Raw genomic sequence first — 18,424 nt, forward strand, 5'->3', positions numbered from 1 at the left:
CCAGCGCGCCGCAAACCCCTAGCCAAATCTTGCAAAATGGCAAGAAACGCGACGGAGTTTGCCTGTTAATTGATTCTTATCAATCCAGTTGCAGCTGATTCAGGGGGGACGGCCGGGCCATCAGATAGCCCTGACCCCGGTGACACTTCAATTCCTGGAGCTTGCGTTTCTGAATCTCGGTCTCGATCCCCTCAGCCACCACCTCGAGGCTCAGCGCCTCGGCAATGGCCAGAATGGCTGACACAATCCGTGAATCCCTGCCGTCCTGCCCCAGCCGCTGGACGAACTGCTGATCAATCTTGAGCACGTTCACAGGTAAAGCATGCAGATACGCCAGCGAGGAATATCCGGTACCAAAGTCGTCAATGGCAACCACCACCCCCTTGTCACCAAATTCCCGGAGTTTGTCCAGGCATCGGCGTGACAGGTTCATCAGGTGGGTTTCAGTAATCTCGATTTCCGGCTGCCAACCCGCCTGCCGAACCCGCTCGAAGAACGGCTCCAGCAATCCATCCAGTCGGCCATCGGCAATCTGGCGGGCAGAAATATTGATGGCCAGGCGTCGACCTCGGCCATGATCGACAGCACACGCCTCCAGATCGCGACGGATGCACCGGATCAGTTGCTCGGTCAGTTCGTGAATGTGCCCGCGCTGCTCGGCCACCGGGACAAACTCTCCCGGTGACACTGGCCCCAGCTCAGGGTGCTGCCAGCGCAGCAGAGCTTCCATGCCCGCCATGGCGCCGGTGGCAAGATCGTACTGGGGCTGGTACACCACCGAGAATTCCTCCGGCGCCACCTTCAGGGAAGCCACAAGGGCCTCAGACAGCCGTTGCTGCTGCTGGCCATGCTGGCTTTCGCTCGCACTGTAGATCCGGTAGCAGGCCCGACCGGCCAGTTTCGCGGTATACATGGCCCGGTCGGCATTCTGCAGCAATTCACCTGCGGTCTCGCCGTGGTTCGGGTAGATGACCGCGCCCACCGAGGCAGAGAGAAAGTATTCGCGGTGATCCACCACCACGGGCGCCCGGAACACATTGGTCATCCGCTCACATACCGCTTTCAACTGGTCTTCGCTATCCAGCTCAATGATGGCGGCAAATTCATCCCCCGACAGCCGGGCAATCACATCGCCTTTGCGAACAACGGCCTGGATACAAGCCGCGGCCTGTTGCAGCACCCGGTCACCACAATCGTGGCCATGCAAATCGTTCACAGACTTGAAAAAATCCAGGTCGATATAAAGCACCGCAAACAGGTCGGCGGTGTCTTTACGCTGGTTCACCCGAGCCTTCAGGAATTCCTGGAACAGCGAACGATTGGGCAGTTCGGTGAGGGGGTCGTAGTAGGCCAGAGTTGCCAGCCGTTCATCGCTGGCAGCCAGCTCACCCACATCCATGAACACACCGGCGTACAGACGCTTGCCCTGATAATCCACCGGATAGATGGTCAGCCACTGGGGATAGTTCTCGCCGTTCTTGCGCCGGTTCCAGATCAGGCCTTCCCAGCGACCGCTCTCATTCAGGCTTTCCCACATGGCCTGATAGAACTCCGGCGAGTGCAGCCCGGAACTGAGCACCGACGGAGCCCGGCCCAGGACTTCTTCTGGGCGGTATCCGGTCACGGCCTGGAACATCCGGTTTACATAGGTAATCACCGCGTCCGGAGTCGAAAGCATGATGGCCCGGGGGTGGTTATCCACCAGGGCCTTGAAGTCCTGTTCTGTCAACGCCTGCATACGCCGTATCCCTTCCGTGTCCGGCCTGCTGCGGGCAGGCTCTTTTCTCCCAGCATAGGCAGAAAACGTCGCAAACCTATCCATATTTTGCAAAAACCCCTCGCCTTTGACCAAAGGCGGAGAAAAATGTGAACACATTTTCAACATTTGCAATATCCGGATACCCCGTTAGCGGATACAGGTCGATAGTAGGTGCAAAGCAAAACAAACGCCCCGCAGGAGCGCCCCATGCGCAGGAACGAGCCGGTTACCGGTCACGAGCGCGAATACCCCGCGCATTATCACCTGATCACCACCACAGATCTGAAGGGCAAGATTACCGCCGCCAATGAGGAATTCGCGGAGGTTGCCGGCTACAGAATCGACGAACTGGTCGGCCAACCCCACAACCTGATCCGGCACCCGGATATGCCGCTGCAAGCCTTCGCCAATCTCTGGGAAACCATCCGCAAGGGCGACTCCTGGCGCGGTATGGTCAAGAACCGCTGCAAGAACGGCGACCACTACTGGGTGGATGCTTATGTCACGCCAATCATGAAGAACGGCGAACTGGTGGAATTCCAGTCGGTGCGGTGCCAGCCCCGCCGCAGCCAGGTCCGGCGGGCGGAAAAGGCCTACGCCGCCTGGAATCGCGGCCGCCTGCCCCGGCGTTTTCTGGCGGTGTCCCCCCCTCTGATCTCCAAACTGGCCTGCCTGTACGGGCTGCTCGCGGGCAGCCTTCTGGTGTTTGGCCTGACGTCACTGTCAATGCCGGAAATGGCCGTGCTGCAAGCTCTGGTGCTGTCGGTTTTCGGTATCCTGTTCTGGCTTACCCTGCCAATGATGCGAACCGCCCGGGAGGCCTGTTGTGATGCCCACCCCGTGATGCCCTGGATTTATACCGGACGGCGCGATGAAGGCGGCTGGATCGAGTACGATCGGCAAAAGCGTGATGCCACCTTGCGCGCGGTCTCGGCGCGCATGCATGCCAACATCGGCAAACTTCATGGCCGCAAGCAGCGCACCATGGAATGGGTCTCCAGTTCGGTGGCGAGTATCCGCAGCCAGCAAAGCGATATTGAGCAAATCACCCGGGCCTTTGAGGAACTGGCCCAGAGTGTGCGCCGGGTGAACGAAATGACCGACCGCACCCGGCAAGCCAGCGCCGACGCCCGCCAATCCGCCAGCCAGTGCCAGCACAGGATGGATGGGGTCAATCAATCGCTGTCACGGCTCCGGCAGCAACTGGCCAGTGCCAACGGCGAGATGGATCGACTGACCGAACGCAGCAATGCCATCAGCGTGGTGCTGGAGGTGATCAGCGACATTGCCGAGCAGACCAACCTTCTGGCCCTGAATGCTGCGATTGAAGCCGCTCGAGCGGGTGAATCCGGCCGTGGTTTTGCGGTGGTGGCGGACGAGATCCGGGGCCTGGCCCAGCGTACTCACGATTCCACCCGCCGTATCGACACCATGATTGAAGAACTGCAATCGGAAACCCGGATGGTAGTCGACGTCATCAGCCAGGGCACCGCGGCCTGTGAGCAGACCGCCACCATGGCCGACGAAGCCGGCCAGGCCCTGACCACCACCCTGAAAGACATGGACATTATTGACGACTGCGCCCGTGAGGTGGCCGGCGCCACCGAGCAGCAATCCGCACTGGCGGTGCAGGTGGAGCGCCAGGCCGAACACCTGCTGCACCTGGGCAATCAATCGGTGCAGAGCAGCGAAAGCGCCCGCCACGAGTCCGAGCAACTGGGCTCCAATGTCGACCAGGCCCAGCTGCTGACCAGCCACTTCCTGCAGATGTTGTGCGACAAACTGCTGAACAAGGGCTCCAAAGCGCCGGCCAGGCAATTTCCTGAGCCGGCACAATAGGGTAGTCTGGCGATTCGCCGGGGTGGAGCCTCCACCCCTGTCGCAATCACCAACAGGATTATCTGTGCCTTGACCCTAGCAACCCTCTTCTGGCTGTTTGTCGCCGGTTTCGCTATCTGGTACTGGTGGCGGGCCAAAGCCATCAAGGACTTTGTCCTGCAGGCTGCTCACCGGTACTGCAAATCCATGGACGTAATGCTGCTGGACGACGCCGTTTATCTGCGCGGGCTCTGGTTCAAGCGCGACCAGAACGGCAAACTGCGGGTTTGGCGGCGCTTCCTGTTCGACTTCACCACCACCGGCGAAGAACGCTATACCGGCCGCATCATCATGCTTGGCCAGACCATTATCCACACCGAGCTTGAGCCACACCGATTCTGACCGCCTGTCACCGGAGCCGCCTCACCCAAATGGGCGATTACCGGCACCCGCGTTCGTTCGCGATACTCCCTGTTGCATGTCGACAACCAACAAAAACAACAGGAGTCATCTATGCGTTTTGCCATGCCCGTCCGGCTTGTGGCCGGAATTCTCATGCTGGTGTTCTCGGTACTGAGCCACGCCAGCTACACCCAGACCCGTCATCCGATTGTGCTGGTACACGGTGTAACCGGCTTCAACACCCTTGGCGGTCTGATCAACTACTTCCACACCATTCCCTGGAACCTTGAACGCAGTGGCGCAAAGGTTTATACCGCCAGCGTGTCCTTCGTGAACAGCAGCGAACAGCGTGGCCAGCAACTGGCCAACTACGTCAACAGCCTGGGCCACAGCAAGGTCAATCTGATGGCGCACAGTCAGGGTGCCCCCACCTCCCGGGTGGCAGCGGCCTTGATTCCCCACAAGATTGCGTCGGTCACGTCGATTGACGGCGTGAACAAAGGCTCCAAAGTCGCTGACGTTATCCGGGGCATCATCCCTCCCGGCAGCTATGTTGAAGGTGGCGCCGACGCCATTGCCAACGCTCTGGGCGGGCTGATTAATGCCCTGTCCGGAGCCAGCAACCCCCAGGATGGTATTGCCGCCCTGGAAACCCTGACCACTCCAGGCACCACCAGCCTGAACAACGCCCTGGGCTGGAAAGGGGTTAATCGCAATGCCTGCGCGGGTACCAGCGAAGATGTCTGGATCAGTGGCCAGAAGGTCAAGTTTTTCTCCTGGACCGGCCGCGCCGTCTGGACCAATGTGTTCGACATTACCGATCCGTTCCTGGGCGTGACCTCCCTGGCCTTTGGCAGCGAGCCCAATGATGGTCTGGTCGGCGTCTGCGCCACCATGATGGGCAATGTCATCGGCACCCATTACGACATGAACCACGTCGATGCCATCAACCATCTGCTGGGCGCCCGTTCACTCTGGACCAACCCGGTCTCACTCTACCGCAGCCAGGCCAACCGTCTGAAAAACCGCGGTCTGTGAGGTCGTTATGAAGCACCGACCCACCCGGAAACTGCGGTGGCTGCTTCCCGTTGCCCTGCTGGCCGTCATGGCCAGCAGCGGCTTCTGGTACTGGCAGGCACCAGATTCAGAACCCAGGCCAGACCCGGCGAAAACCTTTGCCAGTGCGCCTGCTCTCAACTCACCGGCGGTCACCGAGACACCAGACCCCGTTCCGTCAAACGCGGAGCCGCCACACCAGACACCCACTGCGCTTCCGGATCCGAGCTTCGCCCGTTCCCTTGCCGGCACAGATATCGACGGCGCCCTCAAGGCTGACAGCAACGGCCAGCTGATTCTGGATATTGGTGTCCGGGACTTCTTCGATTACTTTCTGAGCGCCGTAGGCGAAGTCTCACCGGAGACAGCCATCGGTCAGATCCGTTCATTGGCCCGCAACTATTTGCCGGAACCCGCCGCCAGCGATGCCATGGTTCTGCTTGATCAGTATCTGGCTTACAAGCAGGCTGCGTTACAGCTGATGCAGACGGAACTGGACCCGAGCAGGCAGCATGACCCAGGCTATCAACTGACGGCCCTCGGCAACGCCCTGGGCAACCTGAAACAACTGCGCCGTTCAACCTTCAGCCCGGACGCACACCAGGCGTTTTTCGGCGAGGAAGAGGCCTACAGCGAATACACCCTGGCGGCCATGAGTATCCAGCAACGGGAAGATCTCTCCGATCAAGGCAAACAGGCGCTGATTGAATGGCACCGCAAACAACTGCCGGAGTCGCTTCGGGCAACCGAGCAACGACTACAGAGCGAAACCCGCGAGCATCAGGCCCGACTGTCTGCCCTGGAGAATACCGAATCACCGGAAGCCGCCGGCCGGAAGCTGGTGGAGCTGGGCATGGACCCGGAAAGTGCCGAAGGGGTCGTCAGTTACCTCAAACAACGTGAAAGTTTTGATCAGCAGTTTTCCGAGTTCGAACAGGCTTTTGACGCCGAGGATCTGGAAGGCCTGGCCGGAGCAGATCGTCAGAAACACAAGGATGCCCTGCTGGAGCAATACTTCCCCGATGAACAGAGTCGAACCTGGGCCCGACTCAGAATGCTGAACCAAAGCTGACCACTCTGTGCAATGGCTCCCGAAATCCGGAGCCAGAGCGTTCTAGAATCGGAGCTTGTGTTCCGTGGATATCCCGACCATGACGGCCGAACAAATCCAACAGCAACAGGCCAGAGGCTTCCTGACCCTGCGTTTTGTGCCAGCACTGGAAGCTGACTACCGCAAAGCGCGTTCCGCGTTAATTCGCCAACGGGCGAGACTGGCGTCCATTGCTGGTCTGCTGCTCTTTCTGGTGTACGCCCTGGTAGACCTGATGACCCTGCCAGCCGAACTGGCCCGTCTCACGGCCGGAATCAGACTGGCCATTACCTGCCCGATCATCGCCCTGGTTCTCTGGCTAGCCCACCGGAAAACCCCCGACGACCACCACTTCGAGCGGCTGTATATGTTTGCCTATATCGCCGGAGGTCTGAGCGTCATTGCCATTATCCTGGCCGCCCGCTGGCACAGCTACCCTCTGCCTTATGAGGGCATGATACTCATGCTGATGTTCGGATACTTTGCCATGGGACTGCCTTTTTTTTCCGCCTCGGTGGCCTCCTTTGTTCTGGTGTGGGCCTACCTGCTGGCAGAGCTCTGGGCCGGCAACCCTGCCACCGCCACCCTCACCAATCTGTTCTTTCTGATGACCGCAAATGTCATTGGTATGGTCGGCGCCTGGATCAGCGAGTACCGTCACCGTGCCCACTTTCTCGACCGCCAGCTCCTGGATCTGTTGCACCAGTCCGCCAGGGACGAGAGCCGTCGGAAAACCGAGCTGATTACCGCGGCCAGCCATGATCTTCGCCAACCCCTGAATGTCATCGACCTGACGCTGGAAACGCTGCAACCTGAGCGCGAACACCCTCAGGTTCTGAATCAGCTTCGGGATACCGTGGGCCAGCTCCGTAATCTGCTGGGCACGGTGTTCGACAGCGCCCGACTGAACGAGGGCATGATTCAGCCCGAAATCCAGCCTGTGCAACTGAACCATACGTTGCAGGAGCTTCAGGATCTGCTGTTGGATACGCTATCCAGGCGCGGAATCAGCCTCGACATTGCCCCTACAGAGCCTGGGCTGACCCTGTCCGCCGATCCCAGCCTGCTGTTGCGAGTGTTGCAGAATCTGGTTATCAATGCCGCCGACCACAGTGGCGGCCGGCGCATTCAGGTCCGCACGGTCACCACCGGGAACTGGGCCCGCATCCGGGTGTGCGATGACGGGCGCGGGCTGCCGGAAGAGCTGCACAAACAGGTCTTCGACCCCTACATTCGTGCCGGTGCCAGCCATCAGGCGGGGCTTGGACTGGGTCTGACCATCGTGCGCGAGTTCTCCCGGCTCATGGGCGGGCAATGTGGAACCGAATCGTCTTCGGGCCAGGGCGCCATATTCTGGGTGGCACTGCCGGTTGCCGTTACAACCAGCCCAGGGCCCGGGCCCGATTCACGCATTCAGTCCGATTGTGCACCCCCAGGTGGGTGAAGATCGCTTTCAGATGGGTTTTGACCGTGTGCTCGGTCAGGCCCAGGCTCTGGCAGATGCGTTTGTTGGGAAACCCCTGGGCGAGGAGCGTCAGCACTTCGAGCTGACGTGGTGTTAACGGGGTCTCCGACACCAGAGGCGGCATACCCCCGGGGAAATAGCCCTGCCCCCGCCGTACCGATTGCATCATACGAACCAGTGCCGCCCGGCCAGCCGATTTGGCCAGAAACCCCGCCGCCCCGGCCGTTCGCACGGCCCTGACGGTGCTTTCGTCCTCACTGCTGGAGATAATCACCACCGGCGGGGTGTTCCGCAAGCCAGCCAGACGCGGCAACAGCGAAAGTCCGGCTTCTCCGTTAAGTGCCAGGTCAAGCAATACCAGATCGACCCCGGTGCCATGCACCAGTTGCTCGACCGCGGCCTCCAGCGTGCCCACCGTGACCACCGAGAGCGCCAGTTCCTCCTGCCGGATCAGGCCCGCCAGCGCCTGCGCAAACAGCGCGTGGTCATCGACCAGCAAAACCTTCTCAAAGGCTGTGGTTCGATGATGTTCTGCCGAAGATGAGCCATGCCGGAGCGATGTCACATGCATGATAGTGCCCCGCTGTGTTTGTTTTTGTTACTGCGGACACCCCACTATAAGCCAGCAAGCCCGGCGCCTCAGCGGCCTGCTTAACACTTTCTTACAAAAGTATTGAACCTTTCGCGCCATCTGATCTTGCCTGAAACATAAATGTCATATTTCTGAAGCATCCTTCCCGCATTACAACCATCTGATCTGAATAGGTTTTCACCAAGATGCCCGATCCCACAAGGAAGACCGCCGGCCACTGGCTGGCACTGCTGGCAAGCGCCAGTCTCTGCGCCGGCGCCAACGCCCATGAGCTGGAAATCCATGGTTCCAACACCGTCGGCGCCACGCTGGCACCCATGCTGGTGAGTGGCTATCTGGAACAGCAAAGCAATGGTCCGGTCAGCCGCCGGGCCACGGGCACCGAGAACGAGCAGATTCTGCTGACCGAGACCGAACAGGGCCCCGTCAGTGTTCTGGTGGCCGCCCATGGCTCCAGTACCGGTTTCCGCACCCTGGCCAGCGGTCAGGCGCAGATCTGGGCGTCCTCCCGGCCTGTCAAAGCCGCCGAGGCGGAACAGGTGCGCCAGCAGGCCGACCTGACGGCCCTGGAGAGTGAACATGTCATCGCCATTGATGGCCTGGCCGTGCTGGTGCACCCCGGCAACCCTGTGAATGCCATGAGTATCGATACGCTCGGGCGCATTTTCGCTGGCCAGATTCGTAACTGGTCGGAACTTGGCGGGCCGGACCGGCCAATACGGCTCTACGCCCGGGATGATCGTTCCGGCACCTGGGATACCTTCAAATCCCTGGTTCTGGGTAAAGGCTACCGCCTGGACGAATCCGCCAAACGCTACGAATCCAACGATCAGCTGTCCGATGACGTGTCCCGGGATCCCGGCGGTATCGGCTTCTCCGGTCTGGCCTCGGTGCGCAACAGCAAACTACTGGCGATCTCCGAAGGCAATGCCCCGGCCCTGAAACCGAATCAGCTCACGGTTGCCAGCGAAGACTACCCACTCTCCCGCCGACTGTTCATGTATACCATGGGAGATAGAACACCGACTTTCGCCAAAGGCCTGATCGACTATGCACTGGATGAGGATGGCCAGAACCTGGTGGCCGAATCCGGGTTTATTTCCCAGAATCCGATCGCGGTAAAACCGGAATTCGACACCTCCGTACCAGAGAGCTTCCGGCGACTGACCAGCAATTACCAGCGCCTGACCGTCAATTTCCGCTTTGCCGAAGCCCGCACCAAGCTCGACAACAAGGCCCAGCGGGATCTGCTACGGGTGAAGCATTACCTGCGACAGCACAATCGCGACGCCAGTGATCTGCTGTTGATCGGTTTTGCAGATGCACAGAGTCACGAACTTCGGGCCCAGATGATTTCCGAGCTGAGAGCGTTGTCGGTGCGCAAGGCACTGGGCCAGGCAGGTGTGGCGAACGTCGCCTACACAGGTTATGGCCACTACATGCCCGTTGGCGGCAAGGGAAACCTGCGCAATGGCCGGGTAGAAGTCTGGATCAAGAACCCCTGACCAGCCGGGGATTCGACCAAAGTCTGCCTGCAGACTTCGGCAATCCCCTATCCGCACCCCCATCACAGATATGTTTGGGTTTCCTATACTGCCGTTGTCACCCTCCAACCAACAGACCGGGACAATGGACATCAAAAACGACCACCGTTACGCGATTAACCTGAACGTACGGGGCATCCAGCCCTCCGCCACCCTGCGCATCAACGAGCTCAGTAACCAGCTCCGTTCCGAAGGCAAGGACATCATCAAACTGGGGCTGGGGCAGTCGCCGTTCCCGGTACCGGATCGCGTGGTCGACGCCCTCAAGGAGCACGCCCACGAAAAAGATTATCTGCCGGTCAAAGGTCTGAAGGGCCTGCGTGAAGCCATCGCCGGCTACATCAACCGCAGCGAGCGCATGCGCTGTACCTGGGAAGACGTGCTGATCGGCCCGGGCTCCAAAGAGCTGCTGTTCATGCTGCAGCTGGCCTACTACGGCGACCTGCTGATACCGCGCCCGAGCTGGGTGTCTTATGCGCCCCAGGCCCGCATCATCGGCCGTTCGGTACACTGGCTGCCGACCCACGCCGAGAACAATTGGCAGCTGACCGCCGAGGAACTGGACATCATCTGCCGGGACGACCCGTCACGCCCGCGTATCCTGATTCTCAACTATCCGTCCAACCCGACCGGATGCACCTACACCGACGATCAGCTGCTGGCCATCGCCAACGTGGCCCGCAAGTACAAGCTGATCCTGCTCTCAGACGAGATCTACGGAGAAGTTCACTTTGAGGGCAAGCACAAGTCCATTGCCCGCTACTACCCGGAAGGCACCATCATCAGCACCGGCCTGTCCAAGTGGGCCGGCGCCGGTGGCTGGCGCCTGGGTACCTTTATCTTCCCGCCCGAGCTGAGGCCACTGCAGGACGCCATGGCGATCATCGCCAGCGAAACCTACACGGCGACCAGCGCCCCCATCCAGCACGCCGCCATTGCTGCTTTCAATGGTGGTGAGGACATCGAGGAATATCTGGTTCAGTCCCGCCGGGTGCTGAAAGTGGTGGGTGAATACATGCACCGCCGTCTGACCGACATGGGCGCGGTGGTTCAGAAGCCCGAAGGTGCGTTCTACCTGTTCCCGGACTTCTCCGGTTTCCGCGACCAGTTGGCCCGCAAGGACATCAAGACTTCCCAGGCCTTCTGCACCGCCCTGCTGGAGAATACCGGCGTCGCCATCCTGCCCTCCAGTGATTTCGGCTTCGTACCGGACCACCTGGGCGCCCGTTTGGCATTTGTCGATTTCGACGGTGCCGCGGCCCTGAACCTGGCAGGTGGCGACTACGCCGATCAGGAACTGGACGACAGCTTTGTCCAGCAGGCCTGCCCGAGACTGGTGCTGACCATGGATAAAATGGCAAAGTGGCTGAACAGCCTGTAAGCCTGCCGTGCTAGACTGGCACCCTCACAGTTTCTGAAACCGCGGGGGTGCCATGTCTGACTCAGTTTCTCTCCAGGAAATCACCGATTTCACCGAAGCCCTGGCCCGCGAAGCCGGCGAACTGATCCGCCACGAGCGGGAAGAAAACACCCTGCGCACCGACTACAAACACCAGACCGAACTGGTCACCCACGCCGATGTGATGGCCGACGAGTTCATCACCGGCACCATCCGCGAACGTTTCCCCCACCACCGCATCCTCTCTGAGGAAACCATGCCGGATCTGTCCCAGGCGGAAGAACTGGAAACACCGCTGTGGATTGTCGACCCCATCGACGGCACGGTGAACTACGCCTACGGGCATCCCCAGGTTGCGGTATCCATTGCCTACGCCGAGAAGGGCAAAGTGCGGGTGGGCGTTGTGCACGCGCCGTTTCCAGGCGAAACCTTCCGGGCCACCGAGGGCGAAGGCGCAACCCTGAACAACCAGCCTATCCGCCACAGCGGCGCGACCAACCCCAGGCAATCGCTATTCGCCACCGGTTTTCCGTACACCAAGGACAACCTGGAACCGCTGGTACGCCGCCTGGACGCCATGATTCATCAGTGCCGAGACCTGCGCCGGATCGGTTCCGCCGCTCTGGACATCTGCTGGGTGGCCTGTGGCCGGCTGGACATCTACTACGAAAACGTCAGCCCCTGGGACTTCGCCGCCGCCCGCCTGATCGCCAAAGAAGCCGGCGCTACGGTGGGCCATTTCGGGGAGGTGCCGGAGGGCTACCCGGCGGATCTTTATGGACGGGATATTCTTATCTCGGCGCCGACAGTGTGGGCGCCTGTGCGCTCAATCCTGCGGACTGCTTCCGGATACGATTGAGGTTGGATAATATCGCCAACACCTAGCCTGATATTTTGGAGTTAGGCATCAGCGATAACGCAACCGAATCTAGGTTTGATCAGGAAATACAAATCCATAGAGAAAGATCGAGGGGCATAATTCGACTATTCCAACAAGGTTCGATCGTTGTGACTGGGGTTTACCTTCGCAGAATGTCGGAGGCCAAGGATGGCCGGAGAGAAGCGCACATGGATGTGCTTGTAGCGGTTCTGCGAAGGTAAACCCCAGTCACAACAGGCAGTCCACTGGAAGGCTAGGTGAACGAAACTCCACGGTTCAACCCCAGACCGCTTCGGACACCAATCCCCAGGCCTCGTCGAAATCACTCGTCGGCAAACGCGAAAACCAAGACCTCACAAAACGCTGAATACGGCCTTCCACAAACACCATGACGAAGTCCGCACCACGGGCCGCCGTGGTTCTGGGCCGCAAGCCCTGACGGATTTCGCCTTCCTTCAGAGCCTGGCGAATCTGGGTTTCCAGCCGCTCGAAAAACTGGGATGCCCGCTTTCTCAGGGATTCATCCTCCCCCATCAGTGCATCGCCGGTCAGCACACAACACAAGCCCGGATTACGCTCGGCAAACACCAGCACCAGATGCGACAGCTGCTGCAGGCGCACGCGCACATCCTCCTGCTCCTGCAGAATCACCTGGCAACGGGAAAACACCGCCTCCTCGGCAAATTCGATCAGCGCCTCAAACATTTTGCGCTTGCTGGGAAAATGCCGGTACAGGGCCGCTTCGGTAACGCCCACGGTTTTGGCCAGGCCGGCCGTGGTGATTCGGGCACCGGGATCGCTTTGCAACAGCTCGACTAGCGCCTGGAGAATAGACTCCCGGCGACTGGGTTTCTGGTTGGTCATGACAGGACTACAGCGCTCTGAAATTCTGGTTTTGGTTTTATATGCCCTCCCTGGCAAGGGAGGGACTTTTCAGAAAAAAGTGCCGTCGATCGGTGACGAGGCACTGGCATACAGCTTCTTGGGCATACGACCCGCCAGGTAGGCTTCACGGCCGGATTCGATGGCCAGACGCATGGCATTGGCCATTCTGATCGGGTCTTTGGCCTGGGCGATCGCGGTGTTCATCAGCACGCCGTCACAGCCCAGCTCCATGGCAATGGTAGCGTCTGAGGCCGTACCGACGCCCGCATCCACCAGCACCGGCACCTTGGCGTTCTCGACAATCAGCCGGATGTTGTAGCGGTTCTGGATACCCAGGCCGGAGCCAATCGGTGCTCCCAGAGGCATGATGGCCACGCAGCCCATTTCTTCCAGGCGCATGGCCAGTAAAGGGTCGTCCGAGCAGTACACCATCACCTTGAAGCCATCCTCGATCAGCTCTTCAGCCGCGAGCAGGGTTTCCGGCATGTTGGGGTACAGGGTCTTGTGTTCGCCCAGCACTTCCAGTTTGACCAGATCGTGGCCATCCAGCAGCTCCCGGGCCAGCTTGCAGGTACGGACTGCATCTTTGGCGGTGTAGCAGCCGGCGGTATTGGGCAGGATGGTGTAGCTTTCCGGGGAAATCACGTCCAGCAGGTTGGGTTCATCCGGGTTCTGGCCCAGATTGGTACGGCGTACCGCCACAGTCACGATCTCGGCGCCACTGGCCTCGATGGCATGACCGGTTTCCATCAGATCGTGATATTTGCCAGTGCCCACCAGCAAGCGGGACTGGTACACCTTGCCGGCGATTTCCAGGGGTTTGTCTTCGGGGAGCTGAATCTCTGGTGTCTCTGTCATAACCTGCCTGAGTTATCTGGATAAAGTAAGAGCGGGAAAAGCCTGGCTCTGGTGACGTATCAACCGCCACCGATGGCATGGACCACTTCCACCCGATCACCCTCGCTCAGGGTGAACTGCGGGTGCTGGCTGCGGGGCACAATGTCTTCGTTTACCTCCACCGCCAGGCGTTTCCCGGTCAGGGTGAGTTGTTCTATCAGGGCGGCAATGGTCGCTCCTTTCGGGAGTTCCATCGCCTCGCCATTCACCTGTACCAACATGGTTAGCATTGCCTCCGTTACTTCTTCAGGGCTGCGACCATCAGCAACACCCAGCCCACCATAAAACAGACGCCGCCCACCGGTGTCACCGGGCCCAGCCAATGGATTCCTGTCAGCACCAGCAGGTAAAGACTGCCACTGAACAACAGCATACCGGCAAGCCAGAAGCCACAGGCCAGGGTCAGCAGCTTTCGCGGCAGGCCCAGCGCCGGCATCAGGCTCCCGGCCACCAGCGCCAGGGCATGGTACATCTGGTAGCTGACAGCCGTCTGGAACACCTCAAGGCCGCGTTCAGACACCACATGGCGCAGACCATGAGCACCGAAAGCGCCGGCCATAACCGCCAGCAGGCCGGCGACGGCGCCGGCGACAAGTGCCCAGCGTACAATCCGGGCTCCGGGGTCAGCCGCAATCACAGTGAATTTTCTCTCCGGTATCGAGATTCATCATGGTCAGGGCGCCGCCCCATACACAGCCGGTGTCCAGCCCGATAAACCGGTCGCTGCCGGTGTTGCCTTCCAGGGCAGCCCAGTGGCCGAACACCACTTTCACATCGTCCTGACGGGGATAGGTAAACCAGGGGGCAAAGCCCTCAGGCGCCCGATCGGCCGACTCTTTGGTGGCCAGCTCCAGACGGCCATCGCTGGCAATAAAGCGCATGCGGGTAAAATAGTTGGTAATCACTCGCCAGCGATCCATACCGGTGAGGGTACCACACCAGGCTTCGGGCTGATTGCCATACATTTGGCTGAAATATTCGCCCGCCTGGTCGCCCCGGATCACGGCTTCCACTTCCCGGGCACAGGCCACGGCCTGCTCCACGCTCCAGATGTGCGGCAGGCCGGCATGGGCCATCACCAGGTTTCGGTCGGCATCGTGCACGCACAGATACTGCTGACGCAGCCACTGGATCAGCCGGTCGTGATCCGGCGCGTCCAGAATGCCATGCAACGTATCCTTGCGCTTCGGGCTGTGGCCGCCAAGCGCGACTGCCAGCAGGTGCAGGTCGTGGTTGCCCAGTACCACCACAGCGGCATCGCCCAGGCTTTCGATGTAGCGCAGGGTTTCCAGCGACGACGGCCCACGGTTGATCAGATCACCGGCCACCCAGAGCCGGTCCCGGGAGGGCGAAAAATCGACTTTCGCCAGCACGTCCCGCAGGCGGTCGTAGCAACCCTGAATATCGCCAATGGCGTAGTCAGTCATCACTTACCTCGTTGTCGTCTGCCAGCAGCTTGCCAGTGTCCGCCAGCAAATCCGCAATCCTGACATAGTCGGCCAGACCCAGATTCTCCGGACGCAGGCCATCATTGATACCGAGGGACTGCAGCTGTTCCACGGTCACCATGGCCGCCAACGCCTTGCGCAGGGTTTTGCGGCGGGCATTGAAGGCGGTGCGCACCACTGCCTGCAGCGTTTTCAGGTCTTTCGCGGGGTACGGCAATTCCTTGTGGGGCACCAGGCGGACAATGGCGGAGTCCACTTTCGGGGCCGGGCGGAAGGCGCCAGGGCCTACTTCGAACAGCGGCTGCACCTTGCAGAAATACTGGGCCATGATACCCAGGCGGCCGTAATTGTTGTCGCCCGGTACCGCCGCCAGCCGCTGCACCACTTCTTTCTGCAACATGAAGTGCATGTCCTGCACCACTCCGCTCTGGGACAACAGATGAAAAATCAGCGGCGTGGAGATGTTGTAAGGCAGGTTGCCGACAATGCGCAGAGGCCGGTCACTCACTAACTGGCTGAAATCGAAACTGAGGGCGTCGGCCTCGTGGATCCGGAATTCCGGGTAGTTGAAGAACTTGGTGCGCAGCACCGGAATCAGGTCACGGTCCAGTTCCACTACCTGCAAACGGGGATTGATGGCCAGGATTTCTTCGGTAATAGCTCCCAGACCGGGGCCGATTTCTACAATCGAGTCTTCCGGCTTGGGATTGATCGCACGCACGATGCGTTCAATCACGCCCGGATCATGCAGGAAGTTCTGGCCAAAACGTTTACGGGCCTGATGCCCGTGTTTATTGCTCATGAGAGTTCTCCGGCCCGCGCGGCCTTACGGCAGCGGGCCATCTGCTCGCCCACACGGATAGCGGTATGCAGGCTGCCGGCATCGGCCTTGCCGGTACCAGCCAGATCCAGGGCAGTGCCATGGTCAACCGAGGTACGGACAATGGGTAAGCCCAGCGTGATATTGACGGCCCGGCCAAAGCCCTGGAATTTCAATACCGGCAGGCCCTGGTCGTGATACATGGCCAATACCGCATCAGCATTGTCGAGCCAGTGCGGGGTGAACAGGGTGTCTGCCGGCAACGGCCCGGTCAGTTGAATTCCCTCGGCCCGCAGCTGTTCGAGGGTCGGCTCAATCACCTCGATTTCTTCCCGGCCCAGATGGCCCCCTTCACCGGCGTGAGGATTCAGTCCGGCAACCAGAATACGCGGCTGATCAATACCGAAAAAGGCTTTCAGGTCCGCATTCAGAATGCGCGTCACCTGAGTCAGCCGGTCCGGTGTAATGGCCGAAGAAACGTCTTTCAGGGGTAAGTGGGTGGTCACCAATGCCACCCGGAGTTCTTCCGTGGCCAGCATCATCACCACCCGCTCTACGCCACACAGCTCCTGCAGGAATTCGGTGTGGCCACTGAAGACGATGCCAGCTTCGTTGATAACGCCCTTGTGCACAGGTGCAGTCACCATGCCGTCGAAATCGCCATTCAGGCAACCGCGGGCGGCGATGGTCAGGGTGTCCAGCACGTACTGACTGTTATCCTTATCAAGCCGGCCGGCCACCGTGGAACCACAACCTTCAACATGCCGCACCGATAAATGACCCGCCCGGGTTGCTGCGGCTACACCTGGCTGCCAGTCATGCAGCTCAATCTGGAGCCCGAGCTGGCTGGCCCTGTCTCGTAGCAGTTCGCGGCTGGCAATCACCACCAGGCCGGCGTCCCGGCTCCCGGTTGCCAGTTGCAGGCACAGTTCCGGGCCGATGCCGGCCGGTTCGCCGGCAGTGAGTGCCAGGATCACCGGTGTGCTCATGACGGGTTTGCTTCCTCGCTTTCCGGGTTCATATCGGCATATTCACCCTTGAACTCGACAAAAGCTTCGTCCCGAATCTCACGCAGCCAGTTCTGCAGTTCCAGCTCGAATTTGCGCATGTAGATGGCCTGACGAGCCTGGGACTCGCGATTCTGCTCGGTCACGTCCTGGCGCCGGCGTTCCTCCACCTGCAGGATGTGCCAGCCAAACTGGGACCGGAAGGGCCCGAAATATTCGCCCACCTGCGCCTGGTTCATGGCTTCTTCAAAAGCGGGCACCATCTGGCCCGGGCTTACCCAGCCCAGGTTGCCGCCGTCTGAGCCGGAGACCGGATCGTCCGAGCGTTCACGGGCCAGGTCGGCAAAGTCGGCGCCATCCTGCAACTGCTGGTAGATCTCGCGAATGCGCTGCTCCGCCTGCACATCGGTCACCGCTTCGGAAGGCCGCACCAGTATATGCCGGACCCGGTGCTGCTGGACGAATTGCTGCTGATCACCGCCGCGCTTATCCATCACCATCACCAGATGGAAACCACTGTTGTTTTCCAGCACCTGTGAAGGCTCACCAACTTCCAGATCCGGTACCACCGGTGCGACCAGTGAGGGCAACTGGCTTTCAGATCGCCAGCCCATGTCGCCCCCTTCCAGGGCGTTGCTGGCATCGGATTCGGCAACCGCTACTTCCCGGAAGTCCCGACCGTTGGCAATCTGCTGGCGCAAGGCCTGTGCTGTCTCCCGGGCCTGATCCACCGAGGCTTCGCTGGCCGGGTCGTCAACTTCGATAAAGATATAGGCCAGACGATATTCGGCATCGGTACTGCCGTTGGCTTGCTGGGCCTGGAGATAGTTTTCCACTTCCCGGTCGGTAACGCGCACCCGGTTGCCAACGCGACGCTGCTGCACCCGGCTGGTCAGCATTTCGTTGCGGATCTGCTCCCGGGCCTGCTGATAGGTCACGCCCTCTTCCGCCAGCTGGCCCTCGAATTCGGCCAGGGTCATGCCGTTGCTGCGGGCAATACTGGCCAGGGTTTCGTTCAGCTCGTTGTCGCTGATGCGCATGCCCATCTGGTCGGCCATCTGCAACTGCAGGGATTCCTGGATCAGTTGGTCCAGTACCCGCTGCTCAAGCAGTTCCCGGGGCGGCAGACCAGTGCCCTGCGCGCTCAGGCGACCGACAATGGTATTGATACGGGCATCCAGTTCACTCTGGAGGATCACCTCGTCATCCACGATCGCAACCACACGGTCCAGCAGTTTTCGTTCGGCCTGAGCAGTCACTGACAGCACCACCATGGCCAGTGTCAGCAGAATTGTCAGTCCGTGGCGGACAGTCGCCTTCATAATCACCTCTTGGTTTGTAAAATCGTGATCGCAGCCGGGT

At 60.2% G+C, this 18,424-nt stretch carries 18 protein-coding genes; 8 read left to right on the forward strand and 10 right to left on the reverse strand.

The features are described from left to right. Positions 1-79 precede the first annotated feature (79 nt). Positions 80-1,738 carry a bifunctional diguanylate cyclase/phosphodiesterase gene (locus tag ACF8YQ_RS16110; protein ID WP_224850552.1) on the reverse strand — a complete coding sequence of 553 codons (1,659 nt, stop codon included), beginning with the start codon at positions 1,736-1,738 and terminating at the stop codon, positions 80-82. A gap of 228 nt (positions 1,739-1,966) precedes the next feature. Here ACF8YQ_RS16110 and ACF8YQ_RS16115 point away from each other — a divergent pair, with 228 nt between their 5' ends. From ACF8YQ_RS16115 to ACF8YQ_RS16135, 5 genes are all read left to right on the forward strand, one after another. After that, complete coding sequence (locus tag ACF8YQ_RS16115; protein WP_396621977.1) at positions 1,967-3,598, forward strand: PAS domain-containing methyl-accepting chemotaxis protein; 1,632 nt, start codon at positions 1,967-1,969, stop codon at positions 3,596-3,598. A 69-nt stretch (positions 3,599-3,667) separates the two neighbouring features. Continuing rightward, complete coding sequence (locus ACF8YQ_RS16120) at positions 3,668-3,979, forward strand: DUF3301 domain-containing protein (RefSeq protein WP_222448604.1); 312 nt, start codon at positions 3,668-3,670, stop codon at positions 3,977-3,979. A gap of 111 nt (positions 3,980-4,090) precedes the next feature. Further along, positions 4,091-5,017, forward strand: a complete 927-nt coding sequence (locus tag ACF8YQ_RS16125) for a triacylglycerol lipase (protein WP_224850550.1) — start codon at positions 4,091-4,093, stop codon at positions 5,015-5,017. A gap of 7 nt (positions 5,018-5,024) precedes the next feature. Beyond that, positions 5,025-6,107, forward strand: coding sequence for a lipase secretion chaperone (locus ACF8YQ_RS16130; RefSeq protein ID WP_396621978.1), 1,083 nt, complete (start codon positions 5,025-5,027; stop codon positions 6,105-6,107). 79 nt (positions 6,108-6,186) lie between these two features. After that, positions 6,187-7,569: a sensor histidine kinase gene (locus ACF8YQ_RS16135; RefSeq protein WP_396621979.1), complete on the forward strand. Its 1,383-nt coding sequence runs from the start codon at positions 6,187-6,189 to the stop codon at positions 7,567-7,569. Here the strand turns inward: ACF8YQ_RS16135 and ACF8YQ_RS16140 are convergent. Beyond that, entirely contained in the window at positions 7,502-8,161 is a 660-nt protein-coding gene (locus tag ACF8YQ_RS16140) for a response regulator transcription factor (RefSeq protein ID WP_396621980.1), read from the reverse strand. The genes ACF8YQ_RS16135 and ACF8YQ_RS16140 overlap by 68 nt on opposite strands. Before the next feature lie 206 nt (positions 8,162-8,367). On the opposite strand from ACF8YQ_RS16140, the gene ACF8YQ_RS16145 reads away from it, so the two are divergent. The 3 genes from ACF8YQ_RS16145 (at position 8,368) to ACF8YQ_RS16155 (ending at position 11,984) form a co-directional block, all read left to right on the forward strand. Next, the gene (locus ACF8YQ_RS16145) at positions 8,368-9,687 is read left to right on the forward strand and encodes a substrate-binding domain-containing protein (protein ID WP_396621981.1); all 1,320 of its coding nucleotides are present in this window, start codon (positions 8,368-8,370) and stop codon (positions 9,685-9,687) included. Between the two features lie 124 nt (positions 9,688-9,811). Further along, positions 9,812-11,107: a pyridoxal phosphate-dependent aminotransferase gene (locus ACF8YQ_RS16150; protein WP_396621982.1), complete on the forward strand. Its 1,296-nt coding sequence runs from the start codon at positions 9,812-9,814 to the stop codon at positions 11,105-11,107. A 52-nt stretch (positions 11,108-11,159) separates the two neighbouring features. Next, positions 11,160-11,984 (forward strand): inositol monophosphatase family protein, encoded by an 825-nt coding sequence (locus ACF8YQ_RS16155; RefSeq protein ID WP_396621983.1) that lies wholly within the window; start codon positions 11,160-11,162, stop codon positions 11,982-11,984. Positions 11,985-12,281: 297 nt separating this feature from the next. Here ACF8YQ_RS16155 and slmA read toward each other — a convergent pair whose 3' ends face one another. The 8 genes from slmA to ACF8YQ_RS16195 all read right to left on the reverse strand — a co-directional run bounded on the left by slmA (position 12,282) and on the right by ACF8YQ_RS16195 (position 18,384). Continuing rightward, positions 12,282-12,869 carry a nucleoid occlusion factor SlmA gene (gene slmA, locus ACF8YQ_RS16160; protein WP_396621984.1) on the reverse strand — a complete coding sequence of 196 codons (588 nt, stop codon included), beginning with the start codon at positions 12,867-12,869 and terminating at the stop codon, positions 12,282-12,284. A gap of 69 nt (positions 12,870-12,938) precedes the next feature. Further along, positions 12,939-13,748 carry a thiazole synthase gene (locus ACF8YQ_RS16165; protein ID WP_014422781.1) on the reverse strand — a complete coding sequence of 270 codons (810 nt, stop codon included), beginning with the start codon at positions 13,746-13,748 and terminating at the stop codon, positions 12,939-12,941. 59 nt (positions 13,749-13,807) lie between these two features. After that, the gene (gene thiS, locus ACF8YQ_RS16170; protein WP_153740204.1) at positions 13,808-14,008 is read right to left on the reverse strand and encodes a sulfur carrier protein ThiS; all 201 of its coding nucleotides are present in this window, start codon (positions 14,006-14,008) and stop codon (positions 13,808-13,810) included. Between the two features lie 17 nt (positions 14,009-14,025). Beyond that, complete coding sequence (locus ACF8YQ_RS16175; protein WP_396621985.1) at positions 14,026-14,424, reverse strand: DUF423 domain-containing protein; 399 nt, start codon at positions 14,422-14,424, stop codon at positions 14,026-14,028. After that, entirely contained in the window at positions 14,411-15,214 is an 804-nt protein-coding gene (locus ACF8YQ_RS16180) for a symmetrical bis(5'-nucleosyl)-tetraphosphatase (protein WP_396621986.1), read from the reverse strand. Before ACF8YQ_RS16180 ends, ACF8YQ_RS16175 begins: the two co-directional genes overlap by 14 nt. Then, complete coding sequence (gene rsmA / locus ACF8YQ_RS16185) at positions 15,207-16,037, reverse strand: 16S rRNA (adenine(1518)-N(6)/adenine(1519)-N(6))-dimethyltransferase RsmA (protein WP_396621987.1); 831 nt, start codon at positions 16,035-16,037, stop codon at positions 15,207-15,209. Before rsmA ends, ACF8YQ_RS16180 begins: the two co-directional genes overlap by 8 nt. Then, the gene (pdxA, locus tag ACF8YQ_RS16190; RefSeq protein ID WP_396621988.1) at positions 16,034-17,044 is read right to left on the reverse strand and encodes a 4-hydroxythreonine-4-phosphate dehydrogenase PdxA; all 1,011 of its coding nucleotides are present in this window, start codon (positions 17,042-17,044) and stop codon (positions 16,034-16,036) included. The genes rsmA and pdxA overlap by 4 nt, the downstream gene beginning before the upstream one ends. Further along, entirely contained in the window at positions 17,041-18,384 is a 1,344-nt protein-coding gene (locus tag ACF8YQ_RS16195; protein WP_396621989.1) for a peptidylprolyl isomerase, read from the reverse strand. Before ACF8YQ_RS16195 ends, pdxA begins: the two co-directional genes overlap by 4 nt. Positions 18,385-18,424: the final 40 nt, after the last annotated feature.

Origin of the sequence: Marinobacter sp. W-8 (assembly GCF_044342215.1) — a bacterium.
Taxonomy (GTDB): Bacteria; Pseudomonadota; Gammaproteobacteria; order Pseudomonadales; family Oleiphilaceae; genus Marinobacter; species Marinobacter nauticus.